General features: G+C 72.0%; 11 protein-coding genes. 8 read left to right on the forward strand and 3 right to left on the reverse strand.

The window, feature by feature from the left end:
* Positions 1–870: 870 nt before the first annotated feature.
* The 6 genes from ACFRCG_RS24700 (at position 871) to ACFRCG_RS24725 (ending at position 13,010) form a co-directional block, all read left to right on the forward strand.
* Entirely contained in the window at positions 871–1,944 is a 1,074-nt protein-coding gene (locus ACFRCG_RS24700; RefSeq protein ID WP_380034845.1) for a phytanoyl-CoA dioxygenase family protein, read from the forward strand.
* Complete coding sequence (locus ACFRCG_RS24705; RefSeq protein WP_380034848.1) at positions 1,926–3,239, forward strand: DUF6271 family protein; 1,314 nt, start codon at positions 1,926–1,928, stop codon at positions 3,237–3,239. The genes ACFRCG_RS24700 and ACFRCG_RS24705 overlap by 19 nt, the downstream gene beginning before the upstream one ends.
* Positions 3,240–3,258: 19 nt before the next feature.
* Positions 3,259–4,443, forward strand: coding sequence for a type III PLP-dependent enzyme (locus tag ACFRCG_RS24710; RefSeq protein WP_380034851.1), 1,185 nt, complete (start codon positions 3,259–3,261; stop codon positions 4,441–4,443).
* Positions 4,444–5,010, forward strand: coding sequence for a GNAT family N-acetyltransferase (locus ACFRCG_RS24715; RefSeq protein WP_380034854.1), 567 nt, complete (start codon positions 4,444–4,446; stop codon positions 5,008–5,010).
* 9 nt (positions 5,011–5,019) lie between these two features.
* The gene (locus ACFRCG_RS24720) at positions 5,020–6,294 is read left to right on the forward strand and encodes an MFS transporter (RefSeq protein WP_380034857.1); all 1,275 of its coding nucleotides are present in this window, start codon (positions 5,020–5,022) and stop codon (positions 6,292–6,294) included.
* Between the two features lie 221 nt (positions 6,295–6,515).
* Positions 6,516–13,010, forward strand: a complete 6,495-nt coding sequence (locus ACFRCG_RS24725; RefSeq protein WP_380034860.1) for a DUF5979 domain-containing protein — start codon at positions 6,516–6,518, stop codon at positions 13,008–13,010.
* Positions 13,011–13,125: 115 nt separating this feature from the next.
* On the opposite strand, the gene ACFRCG_RS24730 is transcribed toward ACFRCG_RS24725, so the two are convergent.
* Complete coding sequence (locus ACFRCG_RS24730) at positions 13,126–13,818, reverse strand: type 1 glutamine amidotransferase (RefSeq protein ID WP_380034863.1); 693 nt, start codon at positions 13,816–13,818, stop codon at positions 13,126–13,128.
* A gap of 97 nt (positions 13,819–13,915) precedes the next feature.
* Here ACFRCG_RS24730 and ACFRCG_RS24735 point away from each other — a divergent pair, with 97 nt between their 5' ends.
* Entirely contained in the window at positions 13,916–15,631 is a 1,716-nt protein-coding gene (locus ACFRCG_RS24735; protein ID WP_380034866.1) for an amidohydrolase, read from the forward strand.
* A 168-nt stretch (positions 15,632–15,799) separates the two neighbouring features.
* On the opposite strand, the gene ACFRCG_RS24740 is transcribed toward ACFRCG_RS24735, so the two are convergent.
* Positions 15,800–16,000, reverse strand: a complete 201-nt coding sequence (locus ACFRCG_RS24740; protein ID WP_380034869.1) for a hypothetical protein — start codon at positions 15,998–16,000, stop codon at positions 15,800–15,802.
* 113 nt (positions 16,001–16,113) lie between these two features.
* Positions 16,114–16,437, reverse strand: a complete 324-nt coding sequence (locus ACFRCG_RS24745; RefSeq protein ID WP_380007287.1) for an ArsR/SmtB family transcription factor — start codon at positions 16,435–16,437, stop codon at positions 16,114–16,116.
* Between the two features lie 218 nt (positions 16,438–16,655).
* Here ACFRCG_RS24745 and ACFRCG_RS24750 point away from each other — a divergent pair, with 218 nt between their 5' ends.
* Positions 16,656–18,146 carry an MFS transporter gene (locus ACFRCG_RS24750; protein WP_380034872.1) on the forward strand — a complete coding sequence of 497 codons (1,491 nt, stop codon included), beginning with the start codon at positions 16,656–16,658 and terminating at the stop codon, positions 18,144–18,146.
* Positions 18,147–18,190: the final 44 nt, after the last annotated feature.

Here is an 18,190-nt window from a genome sequence, read left to right on the forward strand (position 1 = left end):
GACGAGCGACCGGCCGTCGCGCGGGCGACGTCGTGCCGGCCGATTCTCGTCCCTTCGAGCGGGTCCCGCACGCCGGTTGCCGACACGCCGAGCGAACTCCCGTGCAACCGAAGGCGAACGGCACCCGAATACCTCGCCCGTCGCCGAGCCTGCGTCCTCCACCTGCGTGATCATGCGGGAACGCGCCGTTGCAAAAAGGATCATCGCGGGGGTTGACACTGAAAGTTGGTCTAGACCAACCTAGAGGTACGGGGATTGGAGAGGTGTGTGTCCCGGCATGGCCGCAGCGTGGTAGCGCGGCCGGTCGGTGAGGCATCTCGCGTTCGCTTTGGGTGTCCGCGATCGATGTGCGGCGCCGGATACGAGGAGGTAGGAATCCCGATCGAGGCTTCGTCGGGGATCACGGCCTCCCCGGACCACCCCCCTTGTACCGCCGAACCCCCCGGCCGACCTCCCTCGGCCGTTTTCCACGGCTGACTCCCACAGCCGAACTCCCGAGCACCGCACACGGCACCACATCGGCGGCCTCACCCGACACACGTTCCGCGACCGGCACGACCTCGCGGCACGCGCGGGCAGGCGAGGTCGCGATGTGACCTGCCCTCGGTCGGATCGAGGCGACCCGCAGGCCGGGTGAGCGCGCGCGAGCAGCCGCGCCCGTCCGATGACGTGCGAACCGCCCTTTCCCGTCCACGACTTCACCGTGCCCGGGAACGGCCGACCGCCGCCCGTGCCTCGACTCGCCCGGTCGATCCCGGACGGCGACGGCCGGGGGCGGGGAGATCGCGCCGAAGCGCCGGTACGCCGGCACGAACCGCGATGCCCCACGCCCCCATACCGACCAGATCGTTCGAGCCTTGGAGGGATCGTATGCCGACGCCCGAATCCGACCCATACCCGTACCGAGCCGCGTCCGAGATCCCCTACTTCAGTTCGATCGGCGAGACCTACCTGGCCCCGACTCCGCTGCGCGACCTGAAGAAGACCCGACCGCTGCGGGTGCTCTCCGAAGCCGACTTCGACTTCTGGCAGACCTACGGGTACGTCGTCGTCAAGGAGGCCATCCCGGCCGCGGCCGCCGCGCGACTCCTCGAATTCGCCTGGGAGTTCCAGGGGCTCGACCCCGACGACCCCGAGAGCTGGTACTCGCACGACCGGCGGTTCCGCTCCGCGCTGGATCAGGAGCTGCACATCTACGGCTTCGTCGAGGCATACCACCACCAACTCATCTGGGACAGCCGCCAGTCCACCCGCGTCTACGACGCCTTCGTCGACGTGTGGGACTGCGAGGAGCTGTGGGTGACGCTGGACCGGCTCAACCTGAACCCGCCCAACATCCGCGACCGTGACCGCGCGCACATCGCGCCCACGGACAAGGGCTTCGACATCGAGCTGCACTGGGACGTCGACACCACCCTCGCGACACCCCCGCAGCGGGTCCAGGGCATCATCGCGCTCGACGACACCCGCCCGGACCACGGCGGTTTCCAGTGCTCGCCGGAACTGTTCCGCCGGTTCGAGCATTGGAAGTCCGGCCAACCCGAGGACCGCGATCCGATCCGGCCGGACGCCGACCGCAGCGAATACCCGGTGATCCGACCGCAGTTGGCGGCCGGCGACCTGCTGATCTGGAACGGACTGCTCGCCCACGGCGTGGCCCGCAACAGCTCCGAGCGCGGCGTGCGTGCGGTCCAGTACCTGTCCATGATGCCCGCGCTCGAAAGCAACCGGGAACTGACCGAATCCCGAGTCGACTCCTGGCGGAACCTGCGCACCCCCGACTGGAACAAGACGCTGGTCGGCGACGCCCGCAAGCACGAATCCCTCAGGTACGAGACGGCGACGCTGAACGACCTCGGCAGGAAGCTCCTGGGCCTCGAATCCTGGAGCGGGCACACACCCGCACCATCGACCGGAGAAGCGCAATGCACGCAATCTGCCTGACTCTACCCACCAACAGGGCCTGCGCCGCTACCATTTCGGCGGTCGCCGCCGAGGCCGCCCATGCGGCCGGGCACTTCGACGTCGAGGTGAACCTGCTGATCCTGGACTCCTCGGACCCGGCGACGCTGAGCGAACACCGGCAGGCGGTCGCCGGCCTGCCGGCCACACCGCACGTGGTCGTGCACCACCTCGACGAGAGCGAACAGCGCGCCTTCCTCCGCGCGGTACTCGCCCGTGCCGACGTCACCAAGCCGGACCTGCTGCTCGACCTGATGCTCCCGGACCGGGTCTCCTACGGCGCCTGCACGAACCGCGCGTTCCTGATCGCCGCCGCCCTCGGCTGCCGATCGACGCACCGCCGGGACTCGGACAGCACCTACCAAATGCTCGACGGCGCACCCGTCTTCCCGATCCACCACGAGCTGATGTCGCTCGGCCGACCGGCGCGCGAGGCGAGCGCCGGCGTGTCGCGGACCACCCTCGACCCGGCCCTCGCCGCCGACCCCGTGGTCCTGGTCGGCAGCTCGTTCGTCGGCGAACTCTCGGTCGACATCGGCGAGATCCGCCGCCTCGACCCCGAGGTGTACTACGACGTGGTCGGCCTGTGGGCCCCGCCCGCCTGGTCCGCCGAGCGCAAACGGGAGCTGGTCGACGAGTCGTTCACGGGCGCGGGCACCGCGCCGTTCGTCGCGGACCACTCGCTCCTGACCGTCGTCGACCCGATGCGGGTGGACATGTGCAACGTCGCGTTCGACCACGCGGTGTACGAGCGGGTACCGCTGCCGCCGGCCACCGACACCATCGGCAGCGACTACTTCCTCCTGCACCTGATCCACGACGCCGCGCTGCCCGGAGTCCTGCACAACCGCAACATCGTGAACTTCTACACCGCGGAACGCCGCACCGACCCCGGATTCGCGGCCTACCAGACCCGGTTGACCAAGTTCTTTCTCTCGATGCTCTACTTCGAGTTCATCTACGACCGCATGGCGGCGGCCGGCGGCACGCTCCTGGACGACGAACGCCACGTACTCCCCTCGGTGATCGCCGAACTCGCCCGCGAGAGCACCCGGTCGGACCGCACGGACAACATCCACCGACTGCGCGTCCTGGACCGCTCCTACCGGCGACTGGGCGGGCGCTACGCCGAGTTCGCCGACACGCTCGCCACCCGCGGCCCACGCCTGCTCGACGAGGTCCAGGAGGACATCGAGGACTTCGCGCTGCTGATCGAGACATGGGATTCGCTGGTCCGGGCGAGCCGGACCACAAGCCTCCACGAACCGCACGGATAGTGGGACCCGGACCGACATCATGCACGTAAACGCACACATGCGCGCCGCCCTGGCCACCGCCGACGACGACCTGATCGTCTTCGATCTCGCGGGTATCGAAGAACGCTACGACACGCTGGTCCGCGAACTCCCCGAGGTCGCGGTGCGATTCGCGATGAAGGCCTGCCCCGTGGACGAGGTGCTCGGCTGCCTCGCCCGCCAGGGAGCGGGCTTCGACGCGGCCAGCCCGCAGGAGATCGCGCAGGCGATCGAGACCGGCGTACCCGTGGACCGCGTCCACTACGGCAACACCATCAAGTCCGACCGGAACATCGCCGACGCGTACCGGCTCGGCATCCGCGACTTCGCCACGGACAGCATCGAGGACGTCGCCGCGATCGCCGCGCACGCCCCCGGCTCCCGGGTCTTCTGCCGCCTCGCCACCAGCGGGGAGGGCGCGCTGTGGGGACTCAGCCGCAAGTTCGGCTGCTCCGGCGCCGACGCCCTGCGGATCCTGGAACGGGCCCGCGCCGAGGGCCTGATCCCCGCCGGACTGTCCGTTCACGTCGGCTCGCAACAGATGACCACCGAGGGCTGGCAGGAGGCGTTCGACCGGATCGCGGACACCCTCGCGGCCCTGAACCGGCGCGGGATCCACCCCGACCACGTCAACCTCGGCGGCGGACTGCCGGCGCTGGGCTACCTCGACCGGCACGGCCAACCGCTGGAACCCCCGCTGGACAAGATCTTCGAGGTCATCCGCGAGGGCATCCGGCGGCTGCGCCGGGTGTCCGCCGTACCGCTCGACTTCCTGATGGAACCGGGGCGCTACTTCGTCGCCGACAACGGCGCGATCCGGGCCCGGGTATCCCGCCTGACCACGCGCGAACAGCCCGACGGGCAACGCCGCAACTGGCTGTACCTGAGCTGCGGCAAGTTCAACGGCCTGTACGAGATGGACGAACTCCAGTACCGCCTGGTGTTCCCCACACACGGCGGCGCCGAGTACGTGCCCGCCGTGGTCGCCGGGCCCACCTGCGACAGCGACGACGCCTTCGGGTCGGACGGCGACCTCGTCCAGGTGCCCAGGGCGGTCGCCTCGGGGGATCCGGTGTGGATCCTCTCCAGCGGCGCCTACGCCACCAGTTACACCACACAGGGCTTCAACGGGTTCGCGCCGCTGCCGTACACCTGCGTCGACGTATCCGTGGAAGGTCTGGTGTAGATGGACCACGACGTGCGCATTCGGCACATCACCGAAGGCGACTGGGACGACATCGTCGCGCTGGAAGCCGGTACCTACGCCGACGGCGCACTGTCGGAGGGACGGGCCGCGCTCCGCTCGCGGGCCCGTTCCTCACCGGCCACCTGCTTCGTGCTCGAGGTCGGTCGGCAACTGGCGGGCTACGTCTTGTCGTTGCCCTACCCCGTCGGGCAATACCCGGACCTGGACCGGGAGGAGGAGGTGGTCTTCCACTCGCGCAACCTGCACCTGCACGACCTGGTGGTCGCCGAGGCACACCGCGGCGACGGATTGGCGGGCGAGCTGCTGCGCCGGGTGAGCACCGCGGCGCGCGCCAAGCGGTACCAGCGCATCTCGCTCGTCTCCGTCGGCGGCAGCGAGGGGTTCTGGTCGGCGCGGGGGTTCCACGCCCTGCGCGAGATCGCACTCCCCGCGAGCTACGGCCCGGACGCGGTGTACATGTCCATGCCGGTCGCCGCGGACCCCCGCCCGGACCGGCGCGGACCATCGACGATCCGTCGCGCGGATCACCCTCGGATGACGAAGTAGGCCGATCACATGTTTCGCGTTCGCGATGATTTCCGCCGGGCACAGCTGGCGATCGCAGCACTGTTCTGTTTTCTCGGACTCCAGTACGCCACCTGGGCGTCGAGGTTGCCCGCGATCAAGAGCAGGCTCGACCTGGGCGAGGCCGAGGTCGGTCTGCTGCTGATGGCCTGCGGAGCCGGGGCGGCGGCCTCGTTCCCGCTCGTCGCGATCCTGACCCGACGCCTGGGCTCGCGCCTGCTCGCGCTGCTGTCCGCGCTCGCCCTGGGGGTCCTGCTGCTCGCCCTGGCGGCGGCGCCGAACTACCCCGTGGCGCTGCTGATCATCTGCCTCGACGGGGTGGCGGTGGGCTGTCTGAACGTCGCGATGAACGCTCAGGGCGCCGCCCTCGAAGTGCGGTATCAGCGCACGGCGATGGCCAAGCTGCACGCCACGTTCAGCGGCGGGTCGTTGTGCGCCGCGCTGCTCGCCTCGGGGATGAACGCGCTCACCTCGACGTTGGCCGCGCACTTCGCGGTGGCCGCCGTACTGCTGGCGCTGCTGATCGGCTACGCCCGGCCCGGGCTGTTGACCGAGGACGAGGCGGCGCCGAAGGCCGCGCCGGAGCCGGCCGCCGACGAAGCGGCGCCCGCGGGCCGGCGCCGGTTGAGCATGCCGTCGCGGATCACCATCTGGATGGGCTGCGCGATGGCCTTCGGCACGGTGACCGAGGGCGCGATGAACGACTGGTCGGCGCTGTACATGAAGGACGTCGTGCACGCGTCGGCCGAGGTGGCCCCGCTGGGTATCGCCGTGGTCTCGGTGATGATGGTGCTCGCCCGGGTGTTCGCCGACGGGTGGCGCACCCGCTGGGGCGACGGGCGGATCGTCCGGGTCGGAAGTGTGCTGGCCGGTGCCGGGTTGGCGGTCGCGCTTGTGGTCGGCGGCGTGGTGCCGGCGCTGATCGGCTTCGCGTGCGTCGGCCTGGGCGTCGCCGCGGTCACCCCGTGTGTGTACGTGGCGGCGGCGCGCGCGGGTTCGGACGCACTGGCCCTGGTCGCCGCGATGGGTACCACCGGCCTGCTGGCCGGGCCGGCCCTGATTGGCTTCATCGCGAGCGGCAGCAGTCTCGTGTGGGGGATGGGCGCGGTCGCCGCCTCGGCCCTCCTGGTCTGCGTCTGCGCGACGCGGATCCACTGGACGAGCGTGACCGACGCCGACGCCGACGCCGACGCCGACGCCGACGCCGAGCCCGCCCCCAGCCCCGCCCCCACCGACCGCACCCCGCTCACCGACGCACCCGCGTAACCCGCGCGAGCCCGGTCCGTGGCCGACGAGCCACGACACGGACGGAAGCCCCGTCACCCGCTTACGAGAAGGCGGGCGACGGGGCTTCCTCGTCCGCGCGCACGGCCGGCGATCGACGACGCGCGACCTGCCGCGGTGAGCAATACACACAAACAGTGATTATCCATCACATAATGTGACCGCCCGATCCCATGGAGTGCCGTAACCCCGCGAGGAAACGCATGCGCGTACACCCGAGGCTGAGCGTCGCCTGCCTCAGCCTGGTCACGGCCATGGTCGCCGGCCTGTTCGCGCTCCCCGCGTGGGACGGCGCGTCGGCCGGCGACGACGGGCGTACGCGGCCCGCGGCCCGCGAGGTCGCCGCGGCCGACGCCGTCGTGGGCATCCAAAAGAAGGTGACCGGGGCCGGCACGCCCCTCGAGCCCGGCGCGGTCTTCTCCTACGAACTGACCGCCAGTTGCTCGTCGTTGACCACCTCCTGTGTCGGCGCCGTGGTCGAGGACGTGCTCCCGGCCGGATTCGACGTCACCTCGCTGCCGATGACCACCGACACCCGGACCGTCGGCTACGACCCGGCCACCCGCCGGCTGGTGATCACCTTCACCGAGCCGCTGCCCAGCCCGCCCGCGCCGGCCGGCAGCACCGGCCTGCCCGCCGGCGCCAGTCGCAACCTCGCCATCGGCCTGCGGGTGCCCCGGGAGACCACGTTCGAGGACGGCACGCGGATCACCAACACCGCCACGATCAAGGCGGACAACGCCGACTCGGCCGAGGCGAGCGCGGACGTCACCGTGCACATCCCGCGCGAGGTCCGCCCGACCACCACCAAACGCTGGGCCGACGGCTCCGCGGTGGCCCAGTCGCACGCGCGGAGCACCATCACCCTCGGCGTGCGCAACGCCTCGTCCACCTCGGCCCAGGTCACCCGACTCACCGTCGAGGACACCACCCCCGCCACGTTCGACGATTTCGACCTGGTCGGGGTCGGCCCCGTGGACCGCTTCCCGGCCGGCGCCGACCGGGTGCGGGTCCTGGTCTGCACGAAGCCGATCGGCGCCCCCTGTACCGACGCCGAGTACGTCGCCGGACCCCTCACCGCCGGCCCCGATGTACCGCTGCCCCCCGGCGCCGAGCCGGGCAGGGTCACCGGTGTGCGCCTGGAGTTCACCAACGCGGCCGGCTCCGCGCTGCCCTACGACCCCACCGGCGGCCAGGTATCGATGCGGCTCGCCCTGCGGGACACGGTCCGCTCGACCGGTGACCCGCTGGATCCGGCCACCCGCACGACGATCCACAACTGCGCCGCCACCACCGCCCAGGATCCGATCGCGGGCAGCGTGGCCGGCGCCCCGGCCTGCGCGGACTTCGACATCCTGCCGAACATCGCCACGGTCGCCGCGACCAAGGAGTTCTTCTCCGACACCAACGGCGACTTCGTCGCCGACGGCGCCGCCGTGCTCGGCACCCGCGCACCGGTGACCATGGTCGTCGGCGCCGGCAACACCGCCTCCTTCCCGGTCGCGTCGCTGACCGTCACCGAGCCGTCCGGCTCCGCCGTGAGCGAGTTCGACAAGGTCGACATCACCAAGCTCCGGGTCGACTTCCCGCGCGGCGCGGTCGCCGCGACGCTCACCGTCACCTGCCGGGACGGCAGCACCCCGAGCCCGGTCGCGCTGACCCGGCCGCCGGACCGGCAAGTGTTGTCGAACACCGGCTGCCCGAACGGCAGTCCGCCGAGTCGGGTGTCGATCACCTACACCGGCACGGACGCCGCCGGACACGGCACCATCGTGCCCAACGCGACCGGCGGCCTGGCCCTGCACGGCACGCTCAACGCCCGGGTCGAGGAGTCCGACGCCCGCGACGGCGTGGCGAACTGCGCCGACGCCGGCGCGACCAACCCCGTGGACGGCTCCGGCGCGGGCTCGTCCACGGCCTGCACGGCGCTGCCGCTCGAATCGCCCCGGACCGACATCCGGCAGAGCAAGAGCGTCGACCAGGCCGAACTGCCGCCCGGCACCCCGGTGACATTCACCCTGGACCTGGCCAACGAGGGCAACGGCGCGATGGACCGGCCCTCGATCACCGACCCGCCGGACCCCACCGCGACCGGCACCGTCTTCGACATCGCCCGGCTGACCTCGCTGAGTGTCGCCTACCGCTACCCGTCGGGCCTGCCGATCGTGCTGGAGGTGTACGACCCGGCCGCCTCGGCCTGGGTGCCCTACGCCGCCGGCGACGCCGCGCTGCTCGCCCGGGCCCGGGGCGTGCGCGCCCGGGTCGAGGGCGACCTGCCCTCGCGCGGCCGGATCATCCTCAACGTCACCGTGGAACGCCGCGACGGCGTCCCGGACGGAACGCGGATCGACAACTGCATGCAGATCGGCTCCGCCGGCACCCCCGTCGGCGGCCCCGCCTGCACCGGTGAGAACACCACCACGGCACCCGCCAGAACCGGGGGCTCGGTACAGAAGAGCCTGGCCCCCTCCACGGTCGCGCGGCCCCTGCCCGGGGTGCCGACGCAGGAGGTGGACCTGCGGATCCGGGCCGAGAACACCGGCAACATCAACCTGAAGCAGCTCGTGGTCACCGACAACGACGCCGACTTCTTCGACGCCGCCGACCTGCTGCGGATCGCCGGGGTGAGCTTCCCGCCCGGCGCCGACCAGGTCCGGGTGGACGCCTGTACCACCGCCTGCGCCGATCCCGGCGCGACCTGGATCACCGGTACCACGACCGGCGGCAACACCCCCGGCCTGCCCGGCGGGGTCGCCGCCGCCGACGTGCGCGGCCTGCGCTTCACCTTCACCTCGTCCCGGGGCGACTACGACCTCGTGCCCCGGTCCGACTACCCCGCCGACGGGCCCTGTCCGCAGGCCACGGTCTGCCTGAAGGTGGCCCCCCGCGACGCGCTGCGCTCCGCGCCCGGCACCCCCGTACCGGCCACGCTCGCGGACACCGCCTCGGCGGCGGGCGAGAGCCGGCTGCAACAACCCGGCGGGCTCTTCCCGTTCGGCGACAGCACCGCGACGCTCACCCTCCAGGAGGGCACCGCGCAACTCGCGGTCACCAAGACCCCCGACTCGCGGATCGGACCCGGCGAGACCGCCCCGTTCACCATCACCGTGCGCAACACCGGCACCGGCGTGGTGCCCGATCCGGTGGTCGCCGACCCGATCCCCGACCTGCTGCGCTTCGACGAATCCTTCGCCGGCCCCGGCGGCATGCCCTTCCGGGTCACCGCGAGCGGCCCCGGCACCACCCCGACGCCGGTGCCCACGTACGAACCGCAGCGCGACGGCACCGGACGCATCACCAAGGTGATCTGGCGCTTCACCGGCACCGACCTGCTGCCGGGCGCCGAGCTGAAGATCACCTTCCAGGTCCGGCTCGCGCCCGGCGTGCCCGGCGACTCGGTGATCCAGAACATCGCCGGCGCCGGCTCCGACCGGCGTCCCGACCTGGACTGCGCGCCGGGCTCGGCCCGCGAGGGCACCGCCGTGGACGACCCGGCCAACTTCGGTCGGGGCACCTACTGCACCTCCCGCGCCGAGGTCACCACCCTGCCCGGTACCGCGTTCGAGGCATCCAAGTGGGTGACCGGCGACCCGACGCTCGGCCTGTACAACTCGGTCACCCACACCTACGTCCCGCTCGACTCGCCCGCGTGCCCGCTGTTCAAGCGGGCCGGCGTCACCTACACGCAGTACCCGTGCACCGCGCTCGTCCTGCCCGGACAACGCTTCGAATACCTGATCCGCGCGGTGAACACCGGCACCGAGCCGGGCCGCGAGGTACGCCTCCTCGACGTCTTCCCCTACCGGGGCGACACCGGCGTACTGCTCGGCAACCAGCAGCGCGGCACCGAATGGGTCCCGCGCCCGCTGCTGACCGGCGCCCCCGAACTGGTCGGGCCGGGCACGCTGACCACCCGCTACTCCACCGTCGCGAGCCCATGCGGTACCACCATCGCGACCCCGAGCCGCCCCTGCGCCCCGGGCAACTGGCAGCCCACCCACACCCCGGACGCCACCGGCGTGGAGATGGGCGTCGCGTTCGACCCGCTGCTCGCCCCCGGCGGCGAGATCCTGGTCCGGCTGCCGATGTCCGCGCCGACGGACCTGCGGGAGCCCGGCGATCCCGCGATCGCCTGGAACTCGTTCGCCCACTCGGAGACCGTGGTGCGCAACGGCGCCGCCGAGGAACTCCCGGTCACCGAACCGCCGAAGGTCGGCATCGGGATGCGCTTCGGCAACCTGCGGGTGGACAAGGCCGTGGTCGGCCTGCCCGAGGGCCTGCCGCCCGGCCCGTACACGGTCGCCTACCAGTGCACCGTCACCCCCGCCGGCGGCACGCCGCAGGTGGTGCGCGAGGGCACGTGGGAGATCACCCCGTACACCCCGATGGCCCTGGTCGGCGTGCCCGCCGGCGCGAACTGCCGGGTGTGGGAGACCGATTCGGCCGGAGCGCACAGCGTCGAACTCGGCGAGGCCAACGCCCTGCGGGCGGTGATCACCCCGGCCCGGCCCGACGAGGAGGGCCAACACCTGGTGATCACCAACGAGTACAGGAAGGCGAGCCTGCGCGTCGCCAAGACGGTCACCGGCGCCGCCGCCGGCGAGGTCGGCTCCGGACCGTTCACCGTCCGCGTCGACTGCAGCCTGGCCGGACAGCGGCTGACCGGTTTCCCCAAGGACCTGGTGTTCGCGGGCGCCGGCCTGCAGACCCTGGACGAACTGCCCACCGGCGCACAGTGCACCGCGACCGAGCCGGTGGGCGGCGGAGCCGGCACGGTGACCGTCACGGCCGGCGACTCCGTCGGCGGAACGCCGGACACGGCGGTGGTCGACTCGGTTCCGGGCAGGACCGCGAGCCTGACCGTCACCAACGACTTCCCGACCGGCTCACTGCGTGTGGTCAAGCGGATCGAGGGCCCCGGCAGCACGTTCGCCGACCGCACCTTCCGCTTCCACGTGGCCTGTTCGTTCAACGGCAAAGCCGACGCGGTGATCCGTACCCTCGCGCTCAAGGCACCCGACCTGACCGGATCGCTCGACGACCTCCCGGCCGGCGCCGAGTGCGTCGTCACCGAGGCGGACCCGGCCGGCGCCGACCGGGCGCCGCCGCCGGTCGGCCCGATCACCATCCGGCCCGGCAGGGACCAGGCCGACACCGTCGTGGTGGACTTCGCCAACACCTTCTCCACCGGATCGCTGACGCTGAACAAGCGGGTCGCCGGCGCGCCGGCCGACGCGCCGTACGTCCGCGACGCGGTGTTCGGCTTCCGGGTCACCTGCATCCGGGAGGCGGAGGGCGACGGCGGATCGCCGGCCGTGGCCTTTGTAATCCGCAAACGCTACGAACTGAAGGCGGGCGCGAGCCTGCACATCCCCGACCTGCCGATCGGCGCCCGCTGCTGGGCCGAGGAGACGGCGACCGGGGGCGCCGCCGAGGTGACCATCGACCACGGCAGCCACGCCGACGCGGTGATCGTCACCAAGGACACGCCGAACGTGACGATCAACGCGGTCAACACCTTCTCCACCGGGAAGTTGCGCCTGGCCAAGCAGGTGACAGGCCCCGGCGCCGGGTTCGCCGCCGGCCGGGAGTACACGCTGCTCCTGACCTGTGTCCTGGACACCGGCGACGGGCGGGTACAGACCCTGGTCGACCGGCGCCCGTACACCTTCGACGGCGCGGGACAGCGTGAGGTCGACCTCGGCTACCCGCTGCCCACCGGGGCCCGCTGCCGGGCGACCGAATCGCGCACCGGCGGGGCGACCTCGGTGGTCGTGGACCACGACACCCCGGACAAGGCGGTGACGATCGGCAGCGACAAGCCGGTGACGATCACCGCCGTCAACACTTTCGACGTCGCGCGGCTCATGGTCACCAAGCGGGTGGTGGGCACGGGTGGCGACGGTCGGTACACGATCACCGTCGAGTGTGTCGCGCGTGACTCGGACGGCGGCGAACTGCCGATCGTGCTGCCCGCCGGCGACGCGCGGTTCACGCTGACCGCCGACCAGAGCCGGACCATCACGGTGCCGGCCGGTGCGCGCTGCACCGTCGACGAGGTGAACCGGCCGCCGAACACCGACGTCACGATTGTGGACACCGATCCGAGCACGCCGCCGGGGGTGGTGCAGGTGGGGAGCCAGGCGGCGGTGACGGTGACGAACAGCCACCGGGAGGTGCCGCCGACGACGATGCCGCCGACGACTGCGCCGCCGACGACTGCGCCGCCTACGACGATGCCGCCCACCACTGCGCCGCCCACGACGGTGCCGCCGACCACGGCTCCACCGACTACGGCGCCGCCCACAACCGCGCCGCCGACGACGGTGCCCCCCACGACGCACCCGCCCACGACGCACCCGCCGACGACCGCGCCGCCCACGACGCAGCCGCCGACCACCTGCCCGCCGAGCACGGGTCCGCCGACCACCGGTCCGCCCACGACGCCGACGGCGCCGGTCGTGCCGCCGACGGAGTCGCCCAAGCCGACCGGGCCCACCAAGCCCACCAAGCCCACCCGGCCGACCGGGCCGTCGACACCGCCCGCGCTGCCGCCGTCCCCGCCCGCGCCCACGCCGCTCCCGGGTACCGGCGTCGGCCTCTCCCCGGTCCTGCTCGCGGCCCTGGCCGCAACACTCACCGGAATCGGCTTCGTGCTGATCCGCGCCGGGGCACGGAGGCGCCGCAAGCAGCGGTAGGCCGGCGGCCCGCGTCCCGAGCAGGTCTCCGGGACACGGGCCCACGCCCGAAGACGTCTTTCGGCGAGCACCCGAAGCCGGGTGCTCGCCGAGGGACGTCCGGAAGGCCCGCTGCTCAGAGCTTGGCGACCTCCGCCAGGAACACGTCCACCAGCGCGGCGGCCCGCTCCCGCGCTCCCGCCTCGATCCTCCGCAAGTCCTCGACATCCAGGCCGAGTTCGGCGGCCTGGTCGGCACCGCCGTGGGCCAACCACGCGGCCGTGATGTCCGGGGTGACCTCCGGGTGGAACTGCACGCCCATCGAGCGGCCGACGACATACGCCTGGGGGCCGACCGTCGAGCGGGCGATCTCCCGGCCGCCCGGCGGCACGGTGAAGCGGTCGAAGTGCCACTGGTACCAGGGCCCGGCGGCGATCAGGTTCGGATCGTCGGTCTCGACCCGGTGCCACCCGAGTTCGAACTTCGCGGCCGGCTCGACCGTGCCGCCGAGCGCCGCGCTCAGCGCCTGGGCACCGAAGCAGATGCCCAGGACCGGGACGTCAGCCGCGACCGCCTCGCGCAGCAGATCGAGTTCGTCGCCCACCCAGGTGCCTATCGTCGCCGTGTCGTAGACCGACCACGGCGCGCCGAGCACCACGATCACGTCGAAGTCGGTCGGGCTCGGGAAGGCGAACCGGACGTCGGGGGAGTGGAAACGCTCGTCGGGGACGACGGTCACGTCGTGCGACTCGAAGCCGCGTTCGGCCAGTCGCATGCCGACGAATCCGGCGTGTGAGGGATGGTCGTGGCGGATGATCAGGGCACGCACCGGAGCTCTCCTTCCGTCGATCCGGCCCGAGGTCTTGTGGCGGCCGGGTTCGATCCATATCGTTTGGCCTCAAATAATATCCGGTTAGGAGACCTCCATGTCGGTCGGCGCCGATCTCGTCATGATCAATGGTCGGATACTCACCGTCGATACCGCGTTCACCATCGCCGAGGCACTCGCCGTCCGGGCCGGCCGGATCGTCGCGGTCGGCTCGGACGCCGAGATCCGGCCGCTGATCGGCCCCGACACGACGGTGATCGACCTGGCCGGCCGCAGTGCGCTGCCCGGCATCGACGACTCGCATCTGCACGCGTGCGCGTTCGGCGCCACCCGTCCGCCGCTCGCGGTCGACGTGTCCCATCCCGCCGTCGGCTCGATCGCCGACATCACCGCCGCCGTCGCCCGACACGCGGCGGCCCTGCCGCCGGACGCCTGGGTGATCGGGAACGGCTGGGACGTCGGCTACCTCGCCGAGTGCGGGCCGCCGGCGGCCGGCGGCGCCGGCCCACGTACGCCGCATCGCCGGGACCTGGACGCCGTGGTGAACGATCGCCCGGTCCTGCTCTACGAGTTCAGCGGGCACACCGCCTGGCTGAACAGCCGCGCCCTCGAACTGGCGCGCATCGACCGGCACACCGTCGCCCCGCCCGGCGGCATCATCGAACTCGACCCCGACGGCGAACCGACCGGCCTGCTCCGCGAGGGCGCGCAGAACCTGGTCAACGCGGCCGTACCGCCGATGACCCGGGCCGATCGGGAACGGGCGATCCGCGCGGCGGTGGCCATCTGTCACGCCGAGGGCATCACCAGCTTCACCGAGCCGGGCCTGGGCCCCGGCGGCGGCTCGCTCTTCCTCGGCGCGGCCGGCGCGGAGACCCTCGCGGTCTACGCCGACCTGGCGCGCGGCGGCGAACTCGACGCGCGGGTCAGCGTGTTGCTGCTGCCGCTGGCCATGGGCGAGGCCGCCGACGTCCTGCCCGAACGCCTCGCCGCACCGCTTCCCGAGGGCATCGGCGACCTGGACCCCAGGCTCCTGCGGGTGCTCGGGGTCAAGGTCTTCGCGGACGGGATCCCGCCGAGCCGGACCGCGTGGATGCACGAGGAGTACGTCGGCGGCGGCAACGGGTGCCTGTGCATGCACGGCTCCACCGACGCGCTGCGCGTGGGCGAACTGCGCACCATCGTGCGCCACGCCCACGCGGCGGGCCACCAGATCGGCGTGCACGTCACCGGCGATCAGGCGATCGACGCCCTCGTCGAGGCGTTCACGGAGGCCGCCGACGCGCACCCGCGCGAGGACGAGCGGCACTACGTCATCCACGGCGACTTCTGTACCCCGCGCAGCCTGCGCACCCTCGCCGAACACGGCTGGGGGGTGAACATGAACCCGGCGATCAAGTGGACGATCGCCGACCTGATGGACGGCGTGGTCGGCCCCGAACGCTCCGCCTACCAGTGGCCGGTGCGCAGCGCGGTGCAGGCCGGCATCGCGGTCACCGCGAGCTCCGACGCGCCGATCACCCACCCCGATTGGCGCCGGGGGGTGTCCGCGATGATGCTGCGCGAGTCGAAGGCGACCGGCAAACCCAGCGGCCCCGAGCAGTGTGTGGACCTGGCCACGGCGGTGCGCGCGTACACGATCAACGCCGCGCGCCAGGACTTCGCCGAGGACTGGAAGGGCTCCCTGGAGGTCGGCAAGGTCGCCGACATCTGCGTCCTGGCCGGCGACCTCACCACGGCGACCCCGCACGAGATCGCCGAACTGCCGGTCGCACTCACGGTGTTCGACGGCCGGATCGTGTACTCGGCCTGACCCGCCCCGAAGCCCCCTGCCCGATGCCCGACGTAAGAACCGCCATGCCCGCGCCCCGCATGATCCTCGTGCTCAGCGAGAACTGGACCCTGACCGACCCCCGCGACGTAAGCTCCGCGCGCACGCCGGGCGGGTGTCCGGCCCCGCCCGAGGGCGCCCTGCGGCCGCTCAGACCGGTGCCACGCGGATCGGGTCCACCGGAACGTTGACCGTACGGGTGCCGCCGAGCAGACCCGGGAGGGTGAAGGCGACCTCGATCTCGCCGCCGAACCGGTTGGCCACCACCCAGCCCTCGGCGTCCGCGGGCACTTCCTGGCGAAACCCGCCGCCGAGCGCCGTGATCGCCTTGACCTTCGTACCGATCTCCATCGCACACTTCTCTCGCCGTGATACCGGGGATCGGTGGTAGTACCCGACCGACGCGAATCGGACACAACGCGTTGCGCCGATCGCGGTGGCCCCCGGGCGCACGGGGCCGGGCCCTATTCGTCGGCGTCGGTGCGGGCGCCGCTCAGGATCGCGTCGAGCAGGCCCGGGTAGCGGGCGTCGAGGTCGGCGCGGCGCAGCGAGAGCAGGTTCTCCCGACCGGAGGGCTCCTGGGTGATCACGCCGCTGTCCCGCAACACGCGCCAGTGGTGCGTCATCGTCGACTTCGCGGTCACGCCCAGCACGGCGAGCACGCTGCCGCAGTTGTGTTCCCCGCCCGCGTCGAGCACCCGCACCGCGCCCAGTCGCAGCGGGTTGCCGAGTGCCGACAGGACGCTCTCGATCCGGATCTGATCGCGGTCCGGGTGACGGTAGCTCATGCTCCTACTGTACCGCGACATTCGAACAATTCATTCCCACAGGCCGGATGACCTGCGCCGATGTGGTCCCGCACCGGCCCGTGACGGCGGTTCCGGTGCGGACCGGCCTTGCCGGAGAGTCCGACTGTACGCAATCATTCGTACGGTCGGCCTCGGCCGGGCGACCTCGCCCGCCGAGTGCCGGAACCATCCTGTGACCCACGAAGGGGTGTATCCGCATGTCCACTTTCTCCGCGCCGACACCACCGGGGACCGCCGCCGGCCGGCGACACCTCGGCTGGACGTTGGCCCTGCTGGCCCTCGCACAGCTGATCTACGCCCTCGACCTCAACATCGTCTTCGTCGCGCTGCCCGAGATCGGCGACGATCTCGGCTTCCCCGGCCAGACCCAGCAGTTGGTGGTCAGCGCGTACGTCGTCTTCGCCGGCGGCTTCCTGCTGGTCGGTGGGCGCGCCGCAGACCTGCTCGGCCGACGCCGGACCTTCGTGGCGGCCCTGCTCGTCTACGCGCTGTCCTCGCTGGCGGGTGGCCTCGCGCCCGACTCCGGCACGATCATCGTGGCGCGCGCGATCCAGGGCATCGGCGGCGCGCTGCTGCTGCCGGCCACCCTGTCCCTGATCAACACCCTGTTCGAGGAGGGCCCGAAGCGTAATCGAGCACTCGCGGTCTGGGGCGGCGCGGGTGCGAGCGGGCTGACCATCGGCGCCCTGCTCGGCGGCGTGCTGACGGAGAACTTCGGCTGGCCCGCGGTGTTCTTCGTCAACGTCCCGCTCGCCGGACTGGCCGCGCTCGCCGCGCTGTTCGTCATCCCCCGCGACCCGGCCCGGGGCATCCGCCGCCGGTTCGACCTGCCCGGCGCGCTCGGCGTCACCGGCGGCTCCACCCTCCTGGTCGCCGCCCTGGTCGAGGGGCCCGAACTGGGCTGGGGCGACCCGCTGGTGATCGGCGCGTTCATCCTGGCCGTGCTGCTGCTCGCGGTGTTCGCCGTCGTCGAGGCGCGCACGCGGGACCCGCTGATGCCGTTTCGGCTCTTCCGCAATCGCAGCCTCACCGTCGGGATGGGCATCACGTTCATCTACATGGCCACCTTCGGTGTACTGCCGTACTTCCTCACCGTGTTGCTGCAGAGCGTGCACGGCTACAGCGCACTGGAGAGCGGACTCGCCTTCCTGATCCCCTCGGTCGCCATCGCCGCCGGCACCCAACTCGGCGAGCGCCTGGCCACCCGGCTCGGCAATCGCCGCACGCTGATCATCGGCTTCGTGATCGGCGCGATCGGCACCGCCGCACTCGCCGTCGGCTTCGACGAGGGCGCCGGCTACGGCGTGCTCGTACCAGGACTGGTGGTCTCCGGCATCGGGCAGGGCATCGTCTGGACCGCCATGTGGATCGCGGCCGCCACCGGCACCGCGCCCGCCGAGCAGGGCGTCGCCAACGGCATCGCCTCCACCGCCCTCAACCTCGGCAATGCCATCGGCCTCGCGGTGTTCACCGCGATCGCCGACATCGGCACCGACGGCAAATCCGGCGCCGCACTGCGAACCGCCACCGCCGACGGCGAGTTCATGGTCGTCCTGCTCACCGCCGCGGGCATGGTCATCGGCCTCCTGGCCACCCTGGCGCTACGCCGCCACTCCACCACCACGACCCCCATCGCAGCCGGTCCGGTGCTCGAGGACGAGGTCGGAAAGCTCCCATACGTCCGTTGACTTTTATTCAAAACGGCGCCTACTCTCGGCCCCGGCACGGTATT

This window comes from Embleya sp. NPDC056575 (genome assembly GCF_042793325.1).
Lineage (GTDB): Bacteria > Actinomycetota > Actinomycetes > Streptomycetales > Streptomycetaceae > Embleya.